Source organism: Paenibacillus litoralis, from assembly GCF_046244365.1.
Lineage (GTDB): Bacteria > Bacillota > Bacilli > Paenibacillales > NBRC-103111 > Paenibacillus_V.
This window is the reverse complement of record NZ_CP176395.1, coordinates 5,891,079-5,916,211: the sequence shown is the minus strand read 5'-3', so window position 1 is coordinate 5,916,211 and position 25,133 is coordinate 5,891,079. Positions and strand designations below refer to the sequence as shown.

15 protein-coding genes and 1 pseudogene are annotated in these 25,133 nt (G+C 48.2%); 13 read left to right on the top strand and 3 right to left on the bottom strand.

Annotated elements, in window-relative coordinates; all coding sequences use genetic code 11:
• Window positions 1–14: 14 nt before the first annotated feature.
• On the top strand, window positions 15–1,559 hold the full coding sequence (locus ACKGJP_RS25065; protein ID WP_409341510.1) for an FAD-dependent oxidoreductase: 1,545 nt from the start codon (window positions 15–17) through the stop codon (window positions 1,557–1,559).
• 330 nt (window positions 1,560–1,889) lie between these two features.
• Window positions 1,890–4,676 carry a carbohydrate binding domain-containing protein gene (locus tag ACKGJP_RS25060; RefSeq protein ID WP_409341509.1) on the top strand — a complete coding sequence of 929 codons (2,787 nt, stop codon included), beginning with the start codon at window positions 1,890–1,892 and terminating at the stop codon, window positions 4,674–4,676.
• 368 nt (window positions 4,677–5,044) lie between these two features.
• Here the strand turns inward: ACKGJP_RS25060 and ACKGJP_RS25055 are convergent.
• Window positions 5,045–5,395 (bottom strand): annotated as a pseudogene (locus ACKGJP_RS25055) (transposase); the annotation flags it as partial.
• 210 nt (window positions 5,396–5,605) lie between these two features.
• A complete protein-coding gene (locus ACKGJP_RS25050; protein WP_409341508.1) occupies window positions 5,606–6,808 on the bottom strand; it encodes an IS110 family transposase in 1,203 nt (400 codons plus the stop codon).
• Window positions 6,809–7,262: 454 nt separating this feature from the next.
• Between ACKGJP_RS25050 and ACKGJP_RS25045 the strand changes: the two genes are divergently transcribed.
• The 10 genes from ACKGJP_RS25045 to ACKGJP_RS25000 all read left to right on the top strand — a co-directional run bounded on the left by ACKGJP_RS25045 (window position 7,263) and on the right by ACKGJP_RS25000 (window position 21,936).
• On the top strand, window positions 7,263–7,736 hold the full coding sequence (locus ACKGJP_RS25045) for a DUF2975 domain-containing protein (RefSeq protein ID WP_219834129.1): 474 nt from the start codon (window positions 7,263–7,265) through the stop codon (window positions 7,734–7,736).
• Window positions 7,733–7,936: a helix-turn-helix transcriptional regulator gene (locus ACKGJP_RS25040; protein ID WP_113035934.1), complete on the top strand. Its 204-nt coding sequence runs from the start codon at window positions 7,733–7,735 to the stop codon at window positions 7,934–7,936. The genes ACKGJP_RS25045 and ACKGJP_RS25040 overlap by 4 nt, the downstream gene beginning before the upstream one ends.
• 493 nt (window positions 7,937–8,429) lie before the next feature.
• Window positions 8,430–8,990, top strand: a complete 561-nt coding sequence (sigK, locus tag ACKGJP_RS25035) for an RNA polymerase sporulation sigma factor SigK (RefSeq protein WP_409347252.1) — start codon at window positions 8,430–8,432, stop codon at window positions 8,988–8,990.
• Between the two features lie 427 nt (window positions 8,991–9,417).
• A complete protein-coding gene (locus ACKGJP_RS25030) occupies window positions 9,418–10,071 on the top strand; it encodes a M48 family metallopeptidase (RefSeq protein ID WP_409341507.1) in 654 nt (217 codons plus the stop codon).
• 80 nt (window positions 10,072–10,151) lie between these two features.
• On the top strand, window positions 10,152–10,991 hold the full coding sequence (locus ACKGJP_RS25025; RefSeq protein ID WP_409341506.1) for a tetratricopeptide repeat protein: 840 nt from the start codon (window positions 10,152–10,154) through the stop codon (window positions 10,989–10,991).
• Window positions 10,992–11,157: 166 nt separating this feature from the next.
• Window positions 11,158–13,434 carry an AraC family transcriptional regulator gene (locus ACKGJP_RS25020; RefSeq protein ID WP_409341505.1) on the top strand — a complete coding sequence of 759 codons (2,277 nt, stop codon included), beginning with the start codon at window positions 11,158–11,160 and terminating at the stop codon, window positions 13,432–13,434.
• A gap of 270 nt (window positions 13,435–13,704) precedes the next feature.
• Window positions 13,705–14,619 carry an ABC transporter permease gene (locus tag ACKGJP_RS25015; protein ID WP_409341504.1) on the top strand — a complete coding sequence of 305 codons (915 nt, stop codon included), beginning with the start codon at window positions 13,705–13,707 and terminating at the stop codon, window positions 14,617–14,619.
• Window positions 14,620–14,652: 33 nt separating this feature from the next.
• Window positions 14,653–15,528 carry a carbohydrate ABC transporter permease gene (locus ACKGJP_RS25010; RefSeq protein WP_409341503.1) on the top strand — a complete coding sequence of 292 codons (876 nt, stop codon included), beginning with the start codon at window positions 14,653–14,655 and terminating at the stop codon, window positions 15,526–15,528.
• A gap of 101 nt (window positions 15,529–15,629) precedes the next feature.
• Window positions 15,630–17,300 (top strand): ABC transporter substrate-binding protein, encoded by a 1,671-nt coding sequence (locus tag ACKGJP_RS25005; RefSeq protein ID WP_409341502.1) that lies wholly within the window; start codon window positions 15,630–15,632, stop codon window positions 17,298–17,300.
• Between the two features lie 67 nt (window positions 17,301–17,367).
• Window positions 17,368–21,936 carry an OmpL47-type beta-barrel domain-containing protein gene (locus ACKGJP_RS25000; protein WP_409341501.1) on the top strand — a complete coding sequence of 1,523 codons (4,569 nt, stop codon included), beginning with the start codon at window positions 17,368–17,370 and terminating at the stop codon, window positions 21,934–21,936.
• Window positions 21,937–22,538: 602 nt separating this feature from the next.
• Here the strand turns inward: ACKGJP_RS25000 and glp are convergent.
• Window positions 22,539–23,786 carry a gephyrin-like molybdotransferase Glp gene (gene glp, locus ACKGJP_RS24995; RefSeq protein WP_409341500.1) on the bottom strand — a complete coding sequence of 416 codons (1,248 nt, stop codon included), beginning with the start codon at window positions 23,784–23,786 and terminating at the stop codon, window positions 22,539–22,541.
• Between the two features lie 308 nt (window positions 23,787–24,094).
• Here glp and moaA point away from each other — a divergent pair, with 308 nt between their 5' ends.
• The gene (gene moaA, locus ACKGJP_RS24990; protein WP_409347251.1) at window positions 24,095–25,105 is read left to right on the top strand and encodes a GTP 3',8-cyclase MoaA; all 1,011 of its coding nucleotides are present in this window, start codon (window positions 24,095–24,097) and stop codon (window positions 25,103–25,105) included.
• Window positions 25,106–25,133 lie beyond the last annotated feature (28 nt).

The following is a 25,133-nucleotide window of genomic DNA, read 5'->3' as shown; positions in this document are numbered from 1 at the left end:
AGAGGTGATTCGATATGTTGGATTTCAGCAAAATCAAGTACTACGAGCCCTCGGCGCCATCGTCCAATGAGGCCTACAAGACCGATCTATGTATCTACGGCGGTAGCTCAGCCGGAGTAGCGGCAGCTGTACAAGCAAGACGCATGGGGTTAACAGTCGTGCTCACAGAATTCGGCCACAAGCTTGGAGGCTTGTCCTCCGGCGGACTTGGTCAGACTGATATCGGCAACAAAGCTGCGATCGGAGGTATCTCACGTGAATTTTACCAAGCAGTGGGGCGCCACTACGGATGTACCGAAGGTCACGGCACGCAATGGACCTTCGAGCCTCACGTAGCGGATCGTATTTTCCAGGGGTGGGTCGAGCAAGATGGGATCACGGTGCTGTATGGTCAACGCTTGTCGACCGTTCATAAGTCGCAACGCAAGATCAAGAGCATCGTGATGGAGAGCGGCGTTCAGATTGAAGCGGACATGTTTATCGACGCCACTTACGAGGGGGACTTGTTGGCTGCAGCCGGAGTCTCGTATCATGTAGGCCGTGAAGCGAATTCGGTATACAAGGAAACGTTGAACGGCGTTCATTTCGGCGATCCGCATCATAATTTTAAAGCATGGGTCGATCCGTTTGTTATTCCGGGCAAGCCGGACAGCGGCTTGCTGCATGGCGTATCCGACGCGGCTCCGGGCTATCAGGGCCAAGGGGATCACTGTGTTCAAGCCTACAACTTCCGTATCTGTCTGACGAATGATCCTGGCAACCGCCTGCCGTTTCCGGAACCTCCGAACTACAATCCCGAGATGTTTACCCTGCTGGCTCGCTATATCGAAGCAGGGGTATGGGACTCCCTCCGGCTTCACTCATCGATGCCGAAGAGCAAGACAGATCTGAACAATTTCGGCGGGGTGTCAACCGATTATATAGGAATGAACTATGAATGGGCTGAAGGCAGCTACTCAAAACGCGAGCAAATTTTCCAAAACCACTTGACTTATAATCTGGGTTTGCTGTATTTCCTTTGCAACGACAAGCGCGTGCCCGAGGCCGTTCGCGAAGAGACACTGCAATGGGGGTTGCCGGCTGACGAATATATGGATTTCGGAGGCTGGTCTCCACAGCTTTACATCCGCGAAGCGCGGAGAATGATTTCGGACCTGGTGATGACAGAAGACCACTGCCGTGGCTACCGCAAAGTGTCTGATCCCGTAGGGCTTGCCGCTTATCGGATGGACTCTCACAACAGCCGGCGCATCGTCATTGATGGCCGTTGCGTCAATGAAGGTAACGTTGAGGTTCCGCCTAGCGGTCCCTACCCAATTTCGTACCAATCCATCATTCCCAAGGGTGAAGAGTGTCTCAATCTTCTGGTGCCCGTCTGCCTCTCCTCCTCCCATATCGCGTACGGCTCAATCCGGATGGAGCCGGTGTTCATGAGCTTGGGACAATCGGCTGCAACCGCAGCGGCGCTAGCCATCTGGCACGGCACATCGGTTCAGGATGTCGATTACGCCGATTTACGCAAGCGCCTGATAGAAGACCGACAAGTATTGGAAAGCTAATTGTGGCTTAAACATCGCACGACAATTGGGCAAGAATCGAGCTTTGATTGAATGATTTCATAGCATCGGATGGTCTATCCGCTACAGGATGCCAAGTGGATGTTGGACCGGTTTGCTGGAGGAGCATCAAAATATGCGATCCCTACCAAACCCTTGGAAGTGTCAAAACACCAAAAGAAATGAAACTGAAAATCGGTCTTGGTTATTGGAAAGGCGGTGTTGCCGAAGATCTGACGGTTTATATCAAGTAGGACTTGAAAGCTAATTTAGGTAATAGTGATTATTGTTACGGTTCGAAATGATTATAAAATAATCAAGGAGGAGTTTGCTATGATAAAAAGTTTAAGGAAGTTGATTTTGATAGGTTTGCTTTCAACATTGGCTTTCGCGCTATTTTATCTGATACCTGCCTTGCAACCTTCTGTTTCGGCTCAATCGTATAATAATTTGGTATCCAATGGTGGGTTTGAATCTAATTTGACTGGTTGGGGTGGAAGTAGTACTACGAAAAGTGTTGTTTCCACTACCTCCCATAGTGGTACGAAAAGCCTCAAACATGTTTCCGATGCCACTAATCGCTGGAATGTAGTTGCTTCAAGCAATACTTGGAGTGCCGTTGAAGGCCAAAGTTTTCGTCTTGATGCGTATGCCAATACTAGCCTGACTCAAGGTAATTATCAAATTGGGTTAAGATGGGTGAACGCTTCTGGCGGCACAATTGATTATAATTTCTATACAATTAAGAATTCAAGCACTTGGGCAAGATCGGGCAATACATTCGTAGCTCCTGCAAATACAGCAAAAGTCCAAGTATATTTGTTAATGCCTCAATATTCAGTAGGCACAGTTTGGTTGGATGATATAACTTTGACTTCGGATAATTTAGCGCTGGATCCTGGCTTTGAACTTAATAACGGAAGTTGGATAAGCAGCGGGACCGAATTCAGCTATGATTCAACTACATTCAGAACGGGTTCCAAGTCCGGCAAAATAACTGGTTCTGCAAGCGCTTGGAACGTAGTAGTTACAAATCCAACTGCACGCATTGCTAGTAACGAAAACCAGGATTATGTCTTAAAATTATTTTCCAAAGACACGGTATCGTCGGGTACGTTTCGTATAGGAATGAGGTACACCGATGATGCAGGAAATACAGTGGAATCCTACAGTTTTACTGTAGTGGCAAATGGTGCTAATTGGCACCAAACCATCACACCCACGATGAAGACACCTGCAGGAACAAAATACGTTCAGATTTACATGTGGCTATCGCAAGATGCGGTTGGGTCTGTGTGGGTGGATGATGTTGTCCTTGAATCACAAAATCTCGAACTGAACCCGGGTTTTGAAAGTGGTATGACCGATTGGAATACAACGATCGGAGTTATAGATACGAGTAATTCTTATCAAGGAACAAACTCTTTTAAGTTAACCGGCAGCAGTTCAGAAGGATGGAATGTTCTTAGCGGCCATTTGGTTTCAGTGAATCAAGGAGATAGTTTTAAAGTTCAATCTTATGTGAAGAGCAGTCTTACTGCGGGCGGATTGAAAATGGGGCTGCGCTTTATCAAGCAGGATGGGTCTACTAATATATCCGATGCTTTCAATGACGTTCCTTTAACAAGCGCTTGGGGCAAAAAGAGCGATGTATTCACTGCTCCTGTAGATACAGCATTTGTGCAAATTTATTATTGGTTAAGTCAAGATGCAGTAGGATCTGTATGGCTAGACAATGTGAATCTAAGCAGTGCACCTACCCCTTTTGTCTTCAACATGACAGAAAAGCATGTGTGGAGCACAGATTCAATTGTAACAACTAACTTCGCAGTAAGCTTGACTGATGAGAATTTGTCAGACTATAAAGTAAAACTTGAAAGGTATAATTTTGGCGGGACAACCCCTGTCTTTACCAAAGAATACTTAACCCTCACATCGAATCTTGCAGACACTTTCAATGTGTCAACTCTTCCTACAGGATATTCAATCTATAAAGCTTATTTAATAAGGAAAAGTGACGGATTTATCAGGGGTACAGAAATTCAGGAAGTTTTGAAGGCGGATAAGTATACTTACCCGGCAATTCCAGACACCACCAGTGTAACTAATGATGTCTACAAAGCAATACTTCTTAATGGAAGCACGTTTTTACCACGTATTATGTATTCAGTAGTTACATCAAAACCAGCAGAATATACGGATTTAAAAGCACAGGGGTTCAACACGGTACTCATTGGAGAAAGAGGTGGTGTCACTTTTGCTACAGCTTTCTCTCAGATTAAAGCAGCTGGTTTAAAAGCTGCAGCTGCTTTATATCTTAATAATACCCAAGTGGATCTTACTTACATCACAAATACGGTAAATACGTATAAAGATGATCCGGCTCTACTCTATTGGGTACTAAACGATGAGCCTGATGGTCATGCGATTTCTGCAGCAACCATGCAGGCAGCCTATAACGCGGTTAAAAGCTTAGACTCCAATCACCCAGTATACTTAAACCTAGGCACAAAAAATATCATTCAAGGGGGGAGTTATAGTGGCGCAACGGACATAATGTCTGCTCATTCTTATCCCATTCCTAATTCTTCTGTTACAGACGTAAGCGATATGACTGACGTCGTTGCGGCGACTGGAAAGGCAGTGAACATAGTTATCCAATCATACGGAATTACGAATAGAGCGCCCCTTCCAGAGGAGACTCGCGCTATGACTTATCTTGCGATTAATCATGGAGCGAAATCTACGGCATTTTATGCCTTTGATGCACCTACTCTATGGTATATGAAAACAGATAGTCCTCCACTATGGGCAGCGTATAAAGTATTAAATCAGGAATTGGAAGTGCTGAAAGATGTGATAGCAGCACCAGATGTTACTCAAAATATTTCATCATCATCTTCGGATCTTGATATCAAGGTACGGGAATACAGTGGCGCACGTTACTTGTTTGCGGTAAATAAAACAGGTTACAATGTCACTTCCACGTTTTCAGGTGCAGGTCTGACAGGTAAAACCTCTGCATCGCCAGTTTATGAAAATAGGAACCTTACCATAAGCAGCGGCTCCTACACGGACACATTCTCGCCTTATATGGTTCACATCTATCAATTGAATTGAGGTGCTTACCCCTTGCATTTTTGTAGTGATCGACATGGGGTAATCAATGACTGCGGGGGGGGGCTATTAGTCTTACGACGGAGTTCATTGGTCCATAGAGTAAATCGGGTTTTGACATCGGATTATTATTTCAATTGTGCCCGAGAAAGAATGGAAAGACCCTAGGTGCTAATGTAAACGGTCGTGCTACTTTTTTATATTTGGTCATTCACGGCGGCAAATACCCAGCGCCTGTCTATTGAAGATCAGGACATAGACTGAGATAATTGTTACGAAAGAAAGGTAATGTGCGTGAGCTAGTAGTTCACTTAGTCACCTTTCTGTCTTATTGCGAAAGAGTAACCGCGTAATACGGGTTGCTCTTTTTCTTATTTATAATACAAAACAGTAGCGTTGTTCATGACGGCATTCTCATCTTCGCCGTAGAACCGGGTCAGCTTTAAATTCTGCTTCACCCAGCGAAAGAAGATTTCAATTTGCCAGCGGCTGCGGTACATCTCACCGATCTCCTCGGCCGTGAGGTCGAAACGATTAGTGATGATTCGAACCGGACTGCCATGACTATCGGTTGTTTCGATCATACGAAGCGCATTATCCATCCGCTTGTTCCCTTTACCCAGAATGACTCTGACATCACGTTTGATCTTGGCGTCTTCAGGAGTTGGCAGTTCCTCGATTTCTTCGATGATTGCGTTGTTTTTTAGCCGGGACACGAATCGGTAGTGTCTCTTTTGTTTAGGGGTGTTGACTACCGTAGGTACTTCGGATTCAAGGGATCAGCAGCCTCGCTGCGTTATACCAGCTAATAGGCTGTCAATATTTAATAATTAATGAACGAAATGAAGGGTGGTATACTCGTAAAAGGGGACAACAAATAACCGTCCCGCATTATATGGGAAGGTTTCCCTCAATGGCTAAGGGTTGCTAATTCAGACTAAGCGAAAAGCTTCTTTCTTGGTTAAGATGGCATAAATCCAGTGGATTAGTTTATTTGCACAAGCGATCACAGCTACTTTAAACAGTTTGCCTTCAGCACGTTTCTTATCGTAATAAGCCCTTAATTTTTTGTTGCGTGAGCTTCGCAGACCACAACGAACAGCTTGGTATAAGGCTGTTCTGAGCTTTCTAGAACCACGTTTAGTAATTGGATTTCGAGTAGCAGTAAACTTTCCAGAAGAAAAAACGCTAGGATCAATACCCGCAAATGCGATCAGCTTCTTTGCATGATCGAACCGATCGATTTCCCCGATTTCTGCTAAAATTGTTGCCGCAAGTTTAGTTCCAATACCGGGGATCGATTGCATTAAATCATATTCCAATAATTCTTGAGCCAACTCCTCTATTGACTGATCAAGTTTGGATAGATGCTCTTGGTATTGAAGAAGTAAATTGATGAGTAGTTCCATCGATATTAAATGACTTGGAAAAGCTATCTCCTTGAAGGGATTACGCTTTGCTGCAGCCATTAGCTTTTGCGCCCTTTCTAGTGTCCAACAGTTGGGATTCACATATCCCGCAAGATTCTGAATGTGTGTCTTGACTTCTTCCACGGACATTGCTAGCACCGCTTGTGACGTTGGATAAAGAGCCAGGAAACGAAGGGAGACCTTAGCATAAAGGTAACCAAACACGCCATGATACTCCGGGAACACTTGATCCAGCACCGCTTGGAATTGTAATTTTGCTTGAACGTACATATCCGTGAGAGACTCGTGTTGCCTTGTCAGGTAACGCAAATTCATCAGATATTGGCCTCGTTTTTTGTAAGGCTCCAGTTCCTCTTTGTAGAACATTTCTCCCAATTGGTATGCATCAGCGGCATCCGTTTTTACCTTGCGTAAATTTGCCTTTTTCGCTTGGTGGGAAAGTAACGGATTAATGACGATATGCAGAAACTGATGCTCATCCAAGAATTGAACAACTGGACTATGATAATGACCTGTTGCTTCTAATATGACGGCCGCACGTTTCCCCGTAAAGGATTCTAAATCTTGAGCATAACGAAGAAAAGACGCAAGACCATCAAGATCATGTTTAAAACGAAAAATCTTTCCATAGGGCGTTCCTTTGTTTGCAAAAGCTTGCGCATGACTTTCCCCTTTGGATACATCCAAACCAATGACAGGATTCACATAATCACTCCCAATATATTTTCACCGGCAACCCCTGACCTTCTTGTCGTCCACATTATCGCATGTGATTCGGGATCATCGTCCCAACCAGCCTAATCATGGTTTAACAAGTAGGGGGGATGAACTGTATAGCTCTCGGGATCCAACTCCCACGGGCAGAATCGTTCGATCCCCGGCTACCGCTATCTTACGACCACACAAAAATGAGGTCTACCAGTAAGAACTGGTTGACCCCATAATACGAACGGGCAGGATAGTTTAATCATTTTCGCGAATAACTTCAATTAGTGGGTTCATAAATATGTCCGTATCTCGGATCAAATTTGAAGGAGGAACAAATAAGCCGTATGGCTTCTTCTTTATAAATAACTTGTTGGGCTCAAACAAAGGAATCAATACATTTTTATTGTAAAACGATAAATGAAGTGATAAAATCAAAAATGAGGTGAAATAGATGAAAAAAGAGACGCTCTTTTTAAAAGTTGTTCTGGTTGTTATGGCAATTCCTGCATTAGTGATGTGTTTTTATGGACTCCCAGCGATGGCGCATAGTATGATGCCGGATTTCCCGGATATTAAAGTTTATCTTTCCGCTTTGGCTGCGTATGTGGCGTCTATTGCGTATTCATTTACGCTACTTCAGGCATTTAAGCTTCTCAGGTACATCGATACAAATACCGCTTTTTCGCAAACCTCTGTTTTAGCGCTTAAGAAAATAAAGCGAGCGGCGGTTGTCGTATCACTCATGTTTGCATGTAATCTCCCGCTTTTCTACTTTGTAGCTGACGGCGCAGACGCACCAGGCGTCATGGTCATCGGGCTATTTATAACCTGTGCGCCAGTTGTAATCGCAGTATTTGCCGCAGTTCTTGAGAAACTGCTCAAAAACGCGATCGAGCTCAAAGAAGAACAGGAGTTGACCGTATGATAGTGGTTAACATTGACGTTATGCTTGCAAAGCGGAAAATGAGCGTTACTGAGCTATCGGAGAAAGTCGGCATTACAATGGCGAACCTGTCGATACTTAAAAATGGAAAAGCGAAAGCCATTCGAATCTCAACACTCGAAGCGATCTGCAAAGCACTCGATTGCCAGCCTGGAGATATTCTCGAGTATCGGCAGGATTGAATAAAATAAAAAAAACCGCCGTACGTCGCAGATGTAAGTAATGATGAAGAGTTCGAAAGCTATATCAATCCTAACGACTACATAGCCTTCGCCTTTGAGGCTAACGGCAATATGACACTATACCATAAGAATAACTCATCAATAATAATGCTTGCTCATGACCATTGTTTTGAGCACATTACACCCCTTGATGGTTATCCAGAATATACAATATACAGAATTAATGATTGTCCAACTTGTTGCTTGGGTTGAAGAAGTTGCTAAGCAAGAACTAAGTAGATTGATAACACAATGAATGATTTAGCTAACGGAGAACTTTAGTTCAAAAGCATGGTTAAGAAAACGGGTATGGGCATTTGTGCGAAGTCCTTGGTATTCAAGGGCTTTTTTATTTTGGAAGCATAAGTTTGCCGCGGTAATATGGAAGCATAAGCTTGCCAAAGCGGCAAACTTATGGGTTAAGTGACACAAACGAGGCTGCAGGTAGGGATTCATCAAGGTTGCCCATCAAGGTAGCAAAACATTTACCTTACTTTGTGTTCACATCGTCAAGAAATTCGACAATACCGGGGAGGACCTGGAGGATTTGATCTCGATCGGCACGATCGGGCTGATTAAAGCGATCGAATCGTTTTCTCCGGACAAAGGGACGAAATTGGCTACATTCGCGGCTCGCTGTATAGAAAACGAAATACTTATGCACCTTCGTTCGCTCAAAAAATCGCGTAAAGATGTGTCGCTTCACGATCCGATTGGAACTGACAAGGAAGGGAACGAAATTACCCTTATCGATATTCTAGGCACGGAAGCGGACGACGTGGCGGAAAAGGTGCAGCTGAAGATCGAGAAAAGCAAAATTTACGCGCATCTGGACATTTTGGATGACCGGGAGCAGGAGGTCATACGGGGGCGGTTCGGACTGGATCACGGGGGAGAAGAACGCACCCAGCGGGAAATCGCCAAGGAGCTCGGCATCAGCCGCTCGTATGTATCGCGCATCGAGAAGCGGGCGCTGATGAAGCTGTATCATGAGTTCTATAAGGTGAAGCGGTAAAATCAAAAGGAATCGTTGAAAAACATGCAGCTAAAGTGATAAGGACAAAGTATCGTAGCTTTTGTCACTAATGCTCTTTCATCGATTGTAACGCCGCGGATAGTCTGAGAAAATGTATCATTGACTGGATCGGTTAACGAATCCACAGCTCTAAACAAGACCGAAACCGCCTCAACAGCAGTGGTTCCGGTCTTTTATTTTTCACCGAGGGTCATCTGAGATGTACTATTAGAGAAGGTGGAAGCTGAACGAACGATACCTTGGGGAACGAACAGAATGTCGCCTTTCTGGGGGAGTCTCCTAAGAGGGAATGAGTGTTTCGAAGATATGATACAATGGGAGGGAAAGAGCGGGAATTTAAGGAGCGATCCTAGTCCCTGACTCATTCCCTTTTTCGATTAAAAATAACCATGAAACGATGATAACTATGAAAATCGCATTCGATCACCAAATTATTGAATTTGACGTTCAATACGGAAGAAGGCAAAAGCTGTCGATTCATATTGATTCAGCGGGTTTCATAACCGTCAAAGCTCCTAACGATACAAGTGAGGATATCATTATGAGCGCTGTGACCCGGCACGGGGCCGTAATTTTAGAGAAATTGCAAGCCATCGCGAAAGCTCGAGAAACCCCTAAGACAAGGGAATATCATGACAACGGAAAGTTCCTGCACCTAGGGAGATATTATCATCTACATGAGCTCATCGAGACGAACGGGTTAACGGAAGAGCAGCTGAAAATCAATCTAAAAAAGTTCTATTTCTCAAGCTGCAAGAAGGTGATAGGAGAACGCATAAAAATCTATCAAACCGAGCTGAAAGTAAAACCCAAAACCGTGGAAATCGACGAGTCCGTCAACAAGTGGGGGAGCTGCAGCTCGAATAAAAAAATAACGTTTAATTATCGCTTAGCGATGGCGCCTGTTGAAGTTATTGATTATGTCATCATCCATGAACTCTGTCATCTCCTGCATATGAATCATGATCGATCATTTTGGCGGCGGGTAGGCAGCATAATGCCGGATTATAAGGAAAAGGAAGCGTATTTGGCACGGCACGGGCATGCGATGACGCTTTAAAACGACGGCTTCAAGTATGGCCGACAGGAATTTGATACAATGATTTTAGCTTAATAGTGTTGAAAGGGAGAGTTGTATTCATGCCGCCAATTTTAAAAAGTGTGCTCAAAATCGTCGTTGTGCTAGCGGTTATTGTGATTTCATTTACTTATAACCGGATGATAGGGGTAGCCATGATGGTGTTGATAGTAGGTTACTTTGTTTATACCAATCGTTCTACCCTGTATGCGCAAAGGGGGAATCTGGCCTATATGAGAGGGGATCGCGATAAAGCCCTGCTTTTGATGGAAAAGGCCTATCGGACGAAATCCATTCAGCCGAATCATCAGATAGGTTATGGCTATTTGTTGATGAAAATAGGGGACCTTAGTAAGGCCGAGAACATGTTCGACGAGGTCCTTCACAAATCGAAAGCCAGAGATATGATCATGCAGGCAAAGATTAATTTAGCGACTGTGTACTGGTTACAGAACAAGCGTGATGAGGCATACTTCAGCCTAGAGAAAGTATCGCAGGAGGTTAAGAGCACGTTGGTTTATGGGAATTTTGGTTATTTCCAAATTTTGCGCGGCGAATTGGAAGAAGCTCTTGCGTATAACCTCGAAGCCTATGCATTTAATGACAACGATCTGACCATCATGGATAATTTGGCGCAAAACTATTATTTGCTCGGTCGGCTGGACGAGGCGGATGAGATGTACACGAAGCTGATGGCAAAAGCACCGAAGCATGCGGAGTCCTATTATTATTATGCACGAACGCTTCAAAAACTCGGCCGAAAGCAAGAGGCGAGGGAGCAGATTGAAAAGGCGCTGGAGAAAGAACTTGCGCTCATTACGCCTTTGATCAAAGAAGATATAGAGTTACTAGCAAGAGAGTTAGGTCAGGTAGAGGATGGACATGTACCCTGCGAGCGCTAGTCAATGATGAGGCTGTTCCAAAAGTCGCGAGAGTGACCAAGGGGCAGCCCTTTTCGTTAAAGCACGATGGTTGGCGCATATAAAGGATAATGACTGCACACCGCATGCCCTATTTCATGTATAATGGCTGTATTAAAAACGGTCCGTATTAATGAGGAGAGTCACCATGAAAGAGAAAATCGCCAATAACAAAATATGGTTGCGCCGTCTGATGCTTTCTTATGTCTCTATTTTTCTCTTCATCGTTCCCCTCCTCATGTTTGCCTTGCTAATGGCGTTCAGCGAATTGTCGCGCAAAAATGCGGTCGAATCGAATGCCATTTTTACGAAGCAAGTGCTTCAATCCGTCGATAATCAACTGAAACTGATCGACAATACGATCACGAACGAGATCGCAGCCGACGAGACGCTGCTCGCCTTCTTTAACCCGAGCCTTCGCAATGATCGTTATTATTCGGGCTATTTGTCATCGGTCAGGGTGAAAAATCTGATGGCTACAATGCCGCTCATTGATTCCATCTATATGTACCGTTTATCGGACGGAACCGTGCAGACGCCTTATTCGGTATCCGCGCTGGATGCTTTTATCGATAAGCAAGCCATTGCAGACGCGTTAAAAGAGCCCGTTTTGAATCGTTCCTGGTCGAATGTCCGTAAGGGCTATACCGAACAGAGCGAGCTGACGGAGTACATCTCGCTGGCACGAAACGTACCGCTCAATTCCGGCAATGACGGAGTTATCATTGTTAACGTTAAACTACAGACTCTAAGCGGGTTCGTGCAGACATTGACGACGGCGAAATCCAATCAAATCCGTATCGACGACCGCAGCGGCTCACCGATTTATCACGACTCGGGCGATAGCGGGTCCGTCCTTACGAATATGCGGTCGGACTATTCCGGATGGACGATTTCTAGCGGAATCGCGGACGGCAATATGTTCCGGTTCATTTCGGCATTGTCGAATTATTGGCTTGCCGTTTGCATTGTATTCTTTCTATGCGGAGCCTTATGGGTTGTAGTGGTATCCAAGACCAAATACAAGTCGATTCAATCGATCATCCAGCGAATTCAGACGTTCTCCCAACAGAAGAGCGTTGAACTTTTTCGAAGAGGCGTCCAGGATGACTATAAGTTCATCGATACCGCGCTGGACCATATGATCGAGCAGTTCCATACGTTTCATAAACGGCATGAAGAGGACTTGGTTTACCGTAGGAGACATTTCTTTTTCGAATGGATCGAAGGGAATCGGCCGCTTACTCCGGAGAAATGGAAGCAGGAGATGGTCAGTCTCGGCATGCCTCACGAGTTTACGGCTTTGTGTGTGGCGGTCATCGAAATCAACAAATACGGCAAGTTCACCGATACTTATTCGCCCCACGATCAAAGTTTGCTAAAGTTCATTTTATCCAGTGTTGTGAAGGAAATCGCCGAAACGGGGAATGTCGCGATCTGGTCGGAATGGACGGCGAACGATCAATTGACCGTGCTGTATCAAATCACCGCCGTTTCGAGAGAAGAAAAGCCGGAATCGATCGTGCGCGATTTGTCGGAGAAGCTAGACGAATGGGTTGCCGTTTATCTCGATTTTGGCATTACGGTAGGGATAGGCTCGAGTGCCGACCGGATTGAGCTTGTGCATGACGTTTGCGCGGAAGCTTTGAAGGCTATCCAATATAAACCGTCGCTCGGTCAGGAGAACGTTATCGGTTATTGGCAAATTCCGCCTGTCGGGAAGCAGCAGTCGCTGGACCTTATTCATTACATTCGCGCCGAAGCCTATTCGCTCCGGACCGGGAAAGGCAACAGGCTCGAACATTTTGAGAAGCTGTTTGCGGAAATTCGCACGGGAATCTATATGCGGGAAGAATTGGCGAACCTGATCAGCTACATGATTTTTTTCCTGGATAAAGAGATTATGGAACTCCCTGCGGATGTGCAGGAGCTTTGGACAAGCGGTGCTGTCGAAAAGCTCCGCAAAGCGACGGCGAATTGGGATTCGCTGGATGAGTTGCAGCAGGAGCTTCGCGGCATATTGACGGAGTTCGCGAATGAGATGGATGCGCTTCGTGAAACGAAAAGCAATTACGCGCTTATACGCCAAATGAAAGTATATTTGGAGGAGCATTACCCGAATCCGGATTTGTCATTGCTTCATCTGAGTGATGCCTTTGACTTCCAAATGAAAAACATCAGCCGTCTGTTTAAAGAAGAAATCGGTGAAAATTTCATCGACTATTTGTCCCGCATCCGCATCGAACGGGCGAAGGAACTTTTGCTTGAAACGGACTGTACGATTCAGGAGATTACGATCCAGGTTGGCTACCTGCATCCGAATACGTTTATTCGATCGTTCAAAAAGCTGGCCGGCCAAACGCCCGGGGACTACCGGAAGGATGCTCGCTCGCGCTTCGTGTCCGGGAAATCCGTTGATCTGTAAATATTGTTGATCGCTGCGATCTCTGACGCATATAGAACCGTCATTTGCCCGGTTAATCCGGTGAATGGCGGTTCTTTTCTATAAGTCTCAGAAAGTATATCCTCTGCTGATTGTTCGACTTCCCGGTAAACGCGCCATCTAATAAGACGGCGAAGCTGTTTATCCTTGGCTCGTAAATTTTGTTGATCCGGCGAAAACGATCGATTGTCCGGATGGGCCGCCCGGTGTACAGTAAGGGACAGAAAAACGACAGAGAGAGGAAGCCGAGGCATGCAACTAACCCGAAAGTTCGATAGGAAGCGTTTCCGTCAAAACATTCCGCTGCTTATCATGTTTGCCCCAGTCGTAGCGTTTTATCTTATTTTCAGATATGCGCCTATGGGGGGGCTCATTATCGCTTTTAAAGATTACAATCTGTTTGACGGCGTACTGCACAGCAAGTGGGTGGGATTCGATAATTTCTATAAGCTGTTCCATTCGCCGAATTCGCTTAAGATCATCCGCAACACTTTGATTTTGAGCGCACTGCAAATATTTGTCGGTTTTCCGTTTCCTATCGCACTGGCCATTCTATTGAACGAGGCGAGAAAGATGTGGTTTAAGAAAACCGTGCAGACGCTCGTTTATCTGCCCCATTTTTATTCATGGATTATCGTTGGCGGCATTGTCGTCAGTATTTTCGGTATCGAAGGGAGCTGGCTCAATCACTGGATTACCGGGCTGAAGGGAGAGCCGTTTCCGTTTCTATACACCATGCAGTCATGGATCGCGATTTTTGTAGGCTCCAGCATATGGAAGGAAATGGGCTTCAGCGCGATTATTTACATGGCGGCCATGTCGACCATCGATCCTTCCCTATACGAATCAGCCAATATCGACGGCGCGAACAAATGGAGACAAATCGTTCATATCACGATTCCGGGCATCATGCCTACTATCATGCTTATATTGATTCTCTCGATGGGTCGTATTATGGAAGTCGGATTCGATCAAGTGTATGTGCTGCAGAATCCCGCGGTGAAAGACATTGCCGACGTGATCAGCACCTATATTTACCGGGTCGGGCTGCAAGGAGCCCAATTCAGCTTGACTACGGCAATGGGCATGTTCGAGTCCGTCGTCGCGCTGATCCTCATCGTTACGGTGAACGGGATTGCCAGACGGTTCCGGCAAGGCTTATTTTGAACTATCAGAATTATTGATCGGGAGAGAGTGAATATGCGCACATCCAATGGAGAAAGGCTGTTTTACGCCGTCAATTACATCGTTTTGGCGATCATCGCTTGTTCAAGTTTATTCCCGCTCCTGCACCTGATTGCACTTTCCATAAGCGACCCGTCCGCGGTTGAAACGGGAAAAGTCAATTTGTGGCCGGTAGGCCTCAGCATGGAAACCTTTAACCTGCTGTTCAAAGGAACGCCGATCGTGCATTCGTTTCTAAATAGCGTCAAAGTGACGGTCGTCGGCCTTATGCTTTGCATGGTCATGACCATTTGCGCCGCCTATCCGCTATCCCGTCCCTATTTTTATGCGCGCAGATGGTTTACGCTGGCCATGATCTTTACGATGATTTTTTCAGGAGGACTGATTCCTTCGTATTTGATCGTGAAGAGCCTCGGCTTGATCAACACCTATTGGGCGATTTGGCTGCCCGCGCTTGTCAGCACCTACAATATGCTTGTGCTGCGCACTTATTTCGAGGGCATTCCTCAGGAGATTGACGAGGCGGCGCGAATGGACGGCTGCGGCGAATACCGGCTGCTGCTGCAAATCATTTTGCCTGTATCGATGCCCGTCATCGCCACGCTGACATTGTTTTACGGCGTAGCCTTCTGGAATACGTTCATGAGCATGCTGCTCTATATCAACAGCACGGATAAATACAATTTGACGGTTCTGGTGCAGAACATGATCCAAAGTCAAAGCGCGCTTCAGCAAAGCTTGATCGTTCAGCCGGACGACCAAAGTCACATCGTGGAGGAGGGGGTTAAGGCGGCGGGGGTCATCGTGCTGATCGTACCTATGCTGCTGGTCTACCCGTTCTTGCAAAAATATTTTATCAAAGGCGTCATGATCGGATCCGTAAAAGGATAGGAATCCCCTTCCTGGAGGAGGTGATGCGAACCGCTAATGAAGGATGGAAGGCAATGATGTGCGAATAAAACAATGAGGGAATCGAAAGGGGTACAACAAACATGAAAAAGTGGCTAGCAGCATCAATAGGAGCGTCTTTAACGGCCAGCCTGGTTCTTACGGCATGCAGCAATACGACCAAATCAGACTCGACAAACGGCGCATCCGCAGCCCCGACAAATTCTGCCGCACCGGCTCCGGCGAAAAAAGCCGATCTCACCGTATCCGTTTATGACCGCGGAAACATTCCGGCTGCCGAAGGAACGGCGGAGAACAACCGCTGGACCAAATGGATCAACGAGAACGGCCCTGTCAACGCCAAATTCGTACCGATCCCGCGTAGCGATGCGACGCAGAAATTCAACGTGCTGTTTGCTTCCGGCAGTGCGCCGGATGTCATTAACGAATTCGACGGCAATATCGTGAATCCGCTTATCGAACAAAAGCAGCTTCTGCCGCTGGACGATCTGATCGCCAAGAACAGCGTGGAATACAAAAAAATACTGCAGGATTATCCCGCTTTGAAAAAAGCCGTAACGAGTCCGGACGGGAAAATGTATAAAATCGGAAGGGTACTGGAGGCGTTTCCGAGCTATGCCATTTTCGTCCGTGCCGATTGGCTGAAAAAATTGAACCTGGACGTTCCGAAAACGACCGAAGAGTTGTATAAAGTGGCCAAGGCATTTACAGAGCAGGATCCTGACGGTGACGGAAAGAAGAACACGTACGGAATGGCGCTAAGCTATCGTTCCGATTTTGCGCTCAGCATGTTGTTCGGGGATCCGATCAACTCCTATGGACTCGTGAACGGTCAACCGAGCCGGGCATTCGAGAACCAGAAGATGGCGACGGAGTTCAAAAAGCGTTTGTTTGACGAAGGCCTGATCGATAAAGATTTTGTCAACGACAAGAATGGCGCCAAGGCGAGACAGGACTATTTGAACGGGAGGCTGGGCATTTACCCGGTATTCGTAGGCAGTTGGTTCGACGCAACCGTCACCGATCTGCAAACCTTGAAAAAAACCGTCCCGGGCGCCGACGTCATTCCGATCGCCTTCCCGAAAAGTCCGGCCGGCGAGTTTATCCCGGATATCCAAAGTCCGGTTCAAGCGACGACCGCCATCAATGCGAGTGCCAAGGATCCCGTGGCGGCGATCAAATATATCGATTTCATCAACCGTCCGGCAACCGGTACGGCATTGCTTTCGGGCTTGGAAGGCGTACACTACAACAAGGATGCGAACGCATGTCCGAAGGTCATCGATCCGGCGAAAAACACCGCGGAAGTCGCATGGGCCGGGGATTACGCGCAGTCGTTCTCCCGATTGCTGACGGGCAAATGCTCGCTCATTGAGAATGGGTTCAATACGGACGTTCCCGAGCAAAAGGCGGGGCTCGAGCTGTATAAGAAAGCGCAATCCCTGTATCTCGACCCAAGCAAGCAATATCGTTTCGTGACCCTTCTCGATCAAATGCCGGCTTTGCCGAAGGACCTGCAAACGTCATTCAATACCGTCAATAGCGATATCACCAACATTTGGCTGAAGTCGGTGCTAGGCGGCGATAAATATTCCGTCGAGCAAGCCTACAAAGACGTGACAAGCGCATGGGACAAAGCGGGCGGCAAACAAATCGACGAGTTCATGATCAAATGGTATAAAGAGAGCCAGAACACCAGCTTTACGATTAAAGATCTATGGGATACCGTTGCCAAGCAGAAGCAAATGAAATAATCGGTCGGCGATAGATGGCGTATGAGGCAGGAGAAGGACAACCATTCTTATCGATGGAGGGGATTTGATGGGACGGTACAAGTATTATGCCGCCTATTTTTTCGGACTGCTGCTAGCCATGTTGATCGGAACGACCGCCGCTCATGCGGCGGTCGTTCAGCAACTGCCTGTATCCAATCCGGGATTCGAGACGCTGACCGCAACGAATGGCGTTTACGGGCCGAAGGATTGGAAGACATGGTGGTGGGGGGCGCCGGCCGGCAATCCGCCGGTTGCGGCGGGGTATTCCGATGATGTCCGGAGCGGCGGACTGCGCTCGGCGTACGTGGACAGCGTCGGCACCGGGTATGCGGGATGGGTGTCGAGTCCGATTGCGGTGCCGGCGGATATGTCGTCGTTCCGGATAGCGGTCAAACTCAAAGCGTCGTCGGATTACGCCGGCAATAAGCCCAGGCTGTTCGTCTCGTTCCAGAACGGCGGGACATTTCTGGGGGCGTACACGACGGATCAGACGGAAGGGCTGGCGCTAACCGATTGGACGGAGGTGTCGTTTCTCGTAGATCGGAGCCAATTTCCGGCCGGTACCAATGTGCTGGTGCTGAATGTGACGACGGTGAGCACCGGCGCTGCTTCGGCAAGCGGCAAGCTTTACGTTGACGACGTGAAAATGGAAGCGTCGGATGAGCCGTTTCCGGTCGTCCAGCGGTTGCCGGTATCCAATCCGGACTTCGAGACGCTGAGCGAGACGAACGGCGTGTTCAGTCCGAAGGATTGGAAGACATGGTGGTGGAACGCGCCGGCCGGCAACCCGCCGATTACGGCGGGATACTCGATCGATGAGCGGAGCAGCGGTCAGCGCTCGGTTTACGTCGGCAGTGTCTCAGCCGGTTATGCGGGGTGGGTGTCGAGTTCGATCGCGGTGCCTGCGAATATGACATCGTTTCAATTCAAGGTTAAACTCAAGGCTTCATCGGATTATGCCGGCAATAAGCCGCGGTTGTTCGTTTCGTTCCAGAACGGCGGGACCTTTCTGGGGTCCTACACCACGGACCGGACGGAAGGCTTATCGTTTGCGGATTGGACGGAAGTTACGTTTAACGTCGACCAGAGTCAATTTCCGGCCGGCACCAATTCGCTGGTGCTGAATTTGACGACAGTCAGCACGGGCACCTCGTCTTCGTCAAGCGGCCGGCTGTACATGGACGATATTTCCGCGTTAGCCTCCAATCAGTCGCTAGGGCCGGCTGCCTTTACGTTGAAAGGCACACAGTTTGCGAATTGGTGGAAATTAGGGGACGCCGTCGTCTTCCGACTGGATGCCGGAGCGGTGCCGAGCTCGATCAAAACGGTAATTGGCAGCGTTTACAATTCGGATAATGTCTTAGTCTCACAAGTCCCGGTATCCAGGCAATCGTTTCTCGATCAGGGCTGGAGCTGGATGCCTGCGGAACCGGGGTATTACGAGATCGCGTTCGCATATGAACAGAATGGAAGCGCGAATTCGACGCCTCTCCCGGTGTCCTATACGTATTCGCCGACGGATTTCACGACCTTTACGCGCGATCGGTATTCGCTGGTCGTCAGTTCGGGGCCGACGAAGCCGATTTCGCAGCGGTGGCCGGTCATGGGCTTCAGTTATCAGCTGTCGGAAGGCGAGAATGCGATGAAAATAGCCGATTTGATCGGTTTTCAATTTGCGAGAATCCATGCGGTACCATGGGGAACGCAATTCCGGGATACGAGTTGGGCGATTGAGCCGTCACGGGGCGTTTACAATTGGTCGAAATTCGATGATCAAGTGGGCAAGCTGACAAGCTACGGATTCGAACTTGCAGGGAACCTGCTTTACACGCCGCAATGGGCCTCGCCGCATCCGGAGCAAACGCAGGCGAATATCAGCGTCCCGGCATATTCCGCCTATGCGCCTGTGGATATGCAGGATTGGGAGAACTTCGTTCGAGCCGTGGTGAACCGTTATGGCGACCGGATGAAGACATGGGAAGTATGGAACGAACCGAATATGCCCGGGCTTAGCGTGTTTTGGCTGGATACGACGGAGCGGTTTGTAGAGCTGTTAAGTACCGCTTACCGAACCATTAAAGAGGTGCAGCCGGAGTCGGACGTTTGGATCGGAGGGCTCGCGGGACGCAATTACCTGACCTTCTATAAACATTTGCTTCGCCTTAACGGAGCTTCCTCTTTCGATAAACTGGCGCTTCATGGTTACGAGGCAGATCCGCGCTGGTTTCAGCAAATGGATCAAACACTGGACGTTCCCTCCAAGCCATGGGTCGACTCGGAGAACCATGCGATTTTGGTGAGCTCGAACTCCGTCAATGGCACTTTGCCGACAGAATCGGAGATCGCCAAACGAATGATGATCGACTTTTTGAAACAGCTCAAATGGGGCACGCAAAAAATCGCCTTTTTTAACATGCTGAATTTATCCGAAATGGAAACGTTGGCTTATGCGAAAAGCAAAGGCAATGTAACGCATTCCGCAGGATTATTCCGCTCGAAGCCTCGCATCGAGCCGCGGCTTGCCGCAGCAGTAGCCCATCAATTTCTCGATCTGGCTGGGCAATCGGTCACCTATCAGGGAGAATATACTCTCGCGGACGGTCAAAAAGCGGTGCTGTTCGAAAATGACGGCAGTCCTCTCCTTGCCTTGTGGACTGAACATGCTGCCGACTCCCAGGTCGATAGCCGTTTGGCGGCGGCATTTTCCATGGATACCACTGTGACCGACTGGGAAGGCAAAACGCAGCGCGCAGACAGCTCACTGACGGTGCCTCGCGGCAAAATATTATGGATCCGTCAAATAGACGTTTCGGTATTGGAGGGATTGCCGGGAGCAGTTCCGTTCCTGATCTCGGATTTCGACCGTATTGTAGAAAGTCCGGCCGTCCCGGAGACAACGGGATTGAGCGGACAATTATTCGATCCGAATACGCTGGAGGTTGCCGATGATGCCGTATGGACTGCGGATCATTGGGAATATCAGGGCGTCCTGGAGTCGACAAAGCCTTCGGATTTCGATGCTTCGTTCGCAGCGGGATATTCGGATAGCGGGTTCGATTTGGTCGTTCGTGTAAAGGATGGGACCTTCGTACAGGACAATCCGCTGGGCAGCTATTGGAAGGGGGATAGCGTGCAATTCGCTATCGATACGTTCGGTCAAGGGTACCCAGGCGACCAGGTGGAATTCCAGGCGGCGCTGACGCCTCAGGGTCCGGTATTGTATAAGCAGTTGGTGCCCTATGTAGGAGGCAACTTGCCGACGAATTGGAGTCCGGGGAACAGCGTGGTGCAGTATGGGTCCTTGCATGTCGCGCAAACTGCTTCGAACGAAACGGTTTACTACATTCACGTCGACTCTTCCGAGCTGTATCCTTACATTCCTGCTTCGGGTGAACCGCTACGTCTGTCCGTGTTGGTCAACGATAATAATGGTAGCGGCAGGCTTGGCTGGCTCGAGTGGGGCGGCGGGATCGGCAAAACAAAAAAACCGGCCGAATATGGAAAAGCATGGATAAGTACCGGTGAGGGCGAGTTGCCGGATACCGCCGCTCCTGTCACAACCGCAGCGGTGCTGCCCGAGCTGCCGGACGGGCAGAACGGCTGGTACGTGCATCCGGTTACTGTAAGTCTAACGGCGCAAGACGATTTGTCGGGAGTCGCATCGTCGGAGTACACCCTGAACGGCGGAACGACTTGGCAGCCTTACACGGTACCGGTAACGTTCGATCAGGACGGCAGCTTTACGTTTGGCTATCGTTCGACGGATCATGCGGGGAATAGCGAAACGGCGAAGACGGCTGCGTTCCGGATCGATATCACAGCGCCTACAGCGACGGTGGCATACAGCGGTTCGGGAGCCGATGCGCAAGTTACCGCGATCATTACGCCAAGCGAACCGGTGACGATTACGAACAACGGGGGCTCGACGAGCTATACGTTCCTTTACAATGGCAGCTTCACCTTTGAATTTGTCGATACGGCGGGCAACACGGGTACGGCGACGGCTGTCGTAAACAGCCTTCCGTCGGCAAGCACCGGTGTGCCTGGAAAGCCTGTGCTATTGAATGACAATGGATACGACACGGGTATTCTTGACGGTCACTACAACATCGCGATGAATGTATGGTGGGGCAATAACGGCAGGGTTTATAGGCTTTATGAAAACGATGTCCTGATCGACACCCGAATTCTCGCGGACCGTTCGCCGAATTCACAGTCGACCGTAACGACCGTTACCTACAAGGCAAATGGCACTTACCGTTACTATGCCGAGCTCTCCAATGCATACGGTACCGCGCGAAGTGATGTTCTCACCGTGAATGTCACGCAAGCGGCTCCGGCCAATCCAGTTCTATACAGCGACAATTGGGACGGCGATGGGAATTATAAGGTCAGCATGAATCTGTGGTGGGGGACGAACGGGACGACGTACCGGTTGTATGAGAACGGCGTGCTGATCGATACGCAGATGTTGAACGGCGTTTCGCCGCAAGCGCAATCTGCCGTTACGGCAATCCAGAGCAAGCCGGCCGGTACATACGAGTATCGGTGCGAGCTTGTCAATTACGCGGGCGTGACATCGAGTGAAACGACTGTTGTGAACGTCACCAAGTAATGTTTGGGATTTTTTGATTTGGGATGAAGATAGCAATCAGCAGAAGCGGTTCGTCTGATGACGAGCCGTTTTTGTCGTCATGGGAGGGAGTGGAAGGATAAGTGTGGCAGTGAAGGGGGATACAAGATAGCTCGAGACAGCTGACCAAGGAAGGGAAGAACCGTTTATATCGAAAAGTTAAGAGCAGATAGGAAATGGAGGCTATCTCGAAAGCCATGAAACGGCAGAAGGATAGTGCCCTCTCAGGCGGAGGATCACATGACAGGATAGTGAAGATAGGTTCACTAATACTGAACCTAAATTCACTATCCGAGCTCAAAAACCTGCCAACATAGGAAATAGTGAAGCAAACGTCACTAATAGTGAACGTAACGGTAAAATAGTGACATCTGGTTCACTATTCGATGAAATGACCTAGTTTATCTGAAAATAGTGAAGTTTGCTTCACTATTTGTGAACCTAGCTTCACTAATGGATGAAATGATCTCATTTCATCTGAAATTAGTGAAATTTGCCTCGCTGTTAATGAACCTGATACCTAGGTTCATTAATAGTAAGCTCAGATTCACCAACTACCAGGTACTCGCAAATAAGGCGACCTTTCACCGAATCAAATCCAGTTTAATGGCTTCCACTAGCTCGCCGTCTTGTTTGCCGTTCCCTCCCGGCGGGATCAATATCAGACAATCCGCGTCCTTGATGGACACCGTCACGCTGGATTGGTCCTTGCCGACCGGTTCTACGAACACGCAGCCATGCGCAAAGGTCGTTTTTCCGCGAACGTAACGGGTGTATCCGCTTGCTTTGGTGAAATCGCCCTTTAAATACGCTTGGAATTGCAGGGGATAAGGCTCTTGCTTGCCTTGCATGGCATATAGCACGGGACGAACAAACAGCTCGAATCCGACAAAGCATGCGCCGGGATTTCCGGATAGCCCGAATAACAAGGTGTTGTCCGCAACACCTGCGGTAGTTACGCTCCCGGGCCGCATGGCGACCTTATTGAATAACAGTTGTCCCTGTAGCTCGGCGTAGAAATCCGCCATCAGATCGAAGTCTCCTACGGAAACCCCGCCGGTTGTGATGATCAGCTGTGCGCGGTCCAGGGTATCGTAAATCATCGTTTTGGCTTCTTCTTTCGTATCGGGCAGTACCGCGGTATATACAAGTTCGCCTCCGGCTTCCTGGACGAGAGAAGAGAGCATGAACAGGTTGCTGTTTCTAATTTTGCCCGGAGCGATGGGCTCGTTAATAGCTAAAAGCTCCGAGCCCGTCGTAAATATGGCGACGCGGGGCTTGGCGAATACGTTGACTTTGTCATGGCCGAATGTGGCCAGCAGGGCTGCCTCGCCGGCATTGATTCGGCTTCCGCGGCCGCAGAGGAATTCTTTTTCTTCGATTTCCTCACCGATGTGCGAGACGTTTTTTCCTTTTATCGCTTCTTTTTGGATGGAAACGAACGGTTTGCCGTCTATGATGCGATCTTCGGTCATCTCGAACATGACGACGGTATCTGCGCCGGAAGGCAAGGGGGCGCCGGTCATAATACGCGAAGCCTGACCTTTCTTAACCGGAAGGCCGGGTACGGAACCGCAAGGAATCGTTTGATTCACTTCAAGGATGACGGGATGTTCAACCGTGGCGCCATACAGGTCCTCCGATTTTACGGCGAAGCCGTCCATGCCCGATTTGACAAAGCGAGGCACGGGATGGGAGGCGGTTATATCTTCGGCCAATCTTCTTCCGAACGCTTGCTGAAGCTCAACCGAAACGGAATGCTGCAAGCGAATATAAGACCGGATTTTTCGTTGTGCTTCGCAAACGCCGATGGCTTTTCTATTAACCTTCATAGGATCGTTCCCCTCTGAGGAGCTGCCGCTAATCGTATATCGTTATGACTATAACGTACCCCTCCGGACGGGAGTATGCAAGCTTCAATCTATGAAGGATCGCGGAAGGAAAAGAGCATTGACAAAACCGAAATAATGCGTGATGATTATAAAAATCAGAAAACGATCCGCTAGATTGATTTTTCTATATATTCATGTAGAATATTTAACCAGTATTAACCATTTTCTTCACGGAGAAGAATTTGTTTACTGCTGGTTTTTTTCGTTCAAGCCAGGCAGGGATAAGGAGACGGGTTGAGGTGATGATGATGGGATTGCCGATCGCAGATCAATGGAATCGCCCCTTGCGGGATTTGAGAATATCCGTAATAGACCGGTGTAATTTTCGCTGCCGCTATTGCATGCCGGAAGAAATCTTCGGCCATGACTACCCGTTCTTACCGAAAGATAAAATACTGACGTTCGAGGAAATTACGCGTATCGCTGCCATATTTGTTTCCTTAGGCGTTACAAAGCTGCGTATTACCGGCGGGGAGCCGCTGCTCAGAAAAGACCTGCCTTCGTTAATCGGTTCGCTGCGTCAGATCGAGGGAGTCTCCGATATCGCTTTAACGACAAACGGTGTGCTTCTGCCGAAATATGCGGGAGAGCTGCGGGCGGCAGGAATGGAAAGAGTCACGGTAAGTCTGGATTCGCTTGATGATGAACGATTCCGTCAGATGAACGGCGGGAAAAGCGGTGTCCAAGCCGTACTGGATGGCATAGACGCAGCGGAGCAAGCCGGCATGCAAGTGAAAATTAATATGGTTGTTCAAAAAGGCGTGAACGATCGGGATATTTTGCCCATGGCCGAATATTTTCGGGAAAAGAAGCATAGCTTGCGGTTTATTGAATTTATGGATGTCGGCAACGCGAACGGCTGGAAATTGGATCAAGTGGTTTCCAAACAGCAAATTATCGATTTGATTCATCGGCATATGCCGTTGGAACCTGTTGAGGCCGGGTATAAGGGAGAAGTGGCAGCGCGTTATCGTTACAAAGGAGGAACGGAGGAAATCGGCATTATTTCATCGGTTACCGATGCTTTTTGTTCGACATGCACGCGCGCGCGAATTTCAGCGGAAGGCTCCTTATACACTTGCTTGTTCGCATCCAAAGGACACGAGCTTCGTGACAAGCTTCGATCCGGTCAAACCGACGATGAGATAAGAGACGATATCGAGAACATTTGGAGAGGCCGAACAGACCGTTATTCCGAAGAGAGGCTGAACCATACGAAAGTATCCTCCAAGATTGAAATGCATCATATCGGAGGATGACCTGATCCTTCCGAAGTGCGGAATGCTT

Excerpts from the sequence above, each read along its gene's own strand:
- ACKGJP_RS25020 (WP_409341505.1), top strand. The coding sequence starts at position 11,158 with ATGAAAGAGAAAATCGCCAATAACAAAATATGGTTGCGCCGTCTGATG.
- ACKGJP_RS25000 (WP_409341501.1), top strand. The coding sequence starts at position 17,368 with ATGGGACGGTACAAGTATTATGCCGCCTATTTTTTCGGACTGCTGCTA.
- ACKGJP_RS25025 (WP_409341506.1), top strand. The coding sequence starts at position 10,152 with ATGCCGCCAATTTTAAAAAGTGTGCTCAAAATCGTCGTTGTGCTAGCG.
- moaA (WP_409347251.1), top strand. The coding sequence starts at position 24,095 with ATGGGATTGCCGATCGCAGATCAATGGAATCGCCCCTTGCGGGATTTG.
- ACKGJP_RS25060 (WP_409341509.1), top strand. The coding sequence starts at position 1,890 with ATGATAAAAAGTTTAAGGAAGTTGATTTTGATAGGTTTGCTTTCAACA.
- ACKGJP_RS25015 (WP_409341504.1), top strand. The coding sequence starts at position 13,705 with ATGCAACTAACCCGAAAGTTCGATAGGAAGCGTTTCCGTCAAAACATT.
- ACKGJP_RS25030 (WP_409341507.1), top strand. The coding sequence starts at position 9,418 with ATGAAAATCGCATTCGATCACCAAATTATTGAATTTGACGTTCAATAC.
- ACKGJP_RS25010 (WP_409341503.1), top strand. The coding sequence starts at position 14,653 with ATGCGCACATCCAATGGAGAAAGGCTGTTTTACGCCGTCAATTACATC.
- ACKGJP_RS25065 (WP_409341510.1), top strand. The coding sequence starts at position 15 with ATGTTGGATTTCAGCAAAATCAAGTACTACGAGCCCTCGGCGCCATCG.
- ACKGJP_RS25040 (WP_113035934.1), top strand. The coding sequence starts at position 7,733 with ATGATAGTGGTTAACATTGACGTTATGCTTGCAAAGCGGAAAATGAGC.
- ACKGJP_RS25045 (WP_219834129.1), top strand. The coding sequence starts at position 7,263 with ATGAAAAAAGAGACGCTCTTTTTAAAAGTTGTTCTGGTTGTTATGGCA.
- glp (WP_409341500.1), bottom strand. The coding sequence starts at position 23,786 with ATGAAGGTTAATAGAAAAGCCATCGGCGTTTGCGAAGCACAACGAAAA.
- ACKGJP_RS25005 (WP_409341502.1), top strand. The coding sequence starts at position 15,630 with ATGAAAAAGTGGCTAGCAGCATCAATAGGAGCGTCTTTAACGGCCAGC.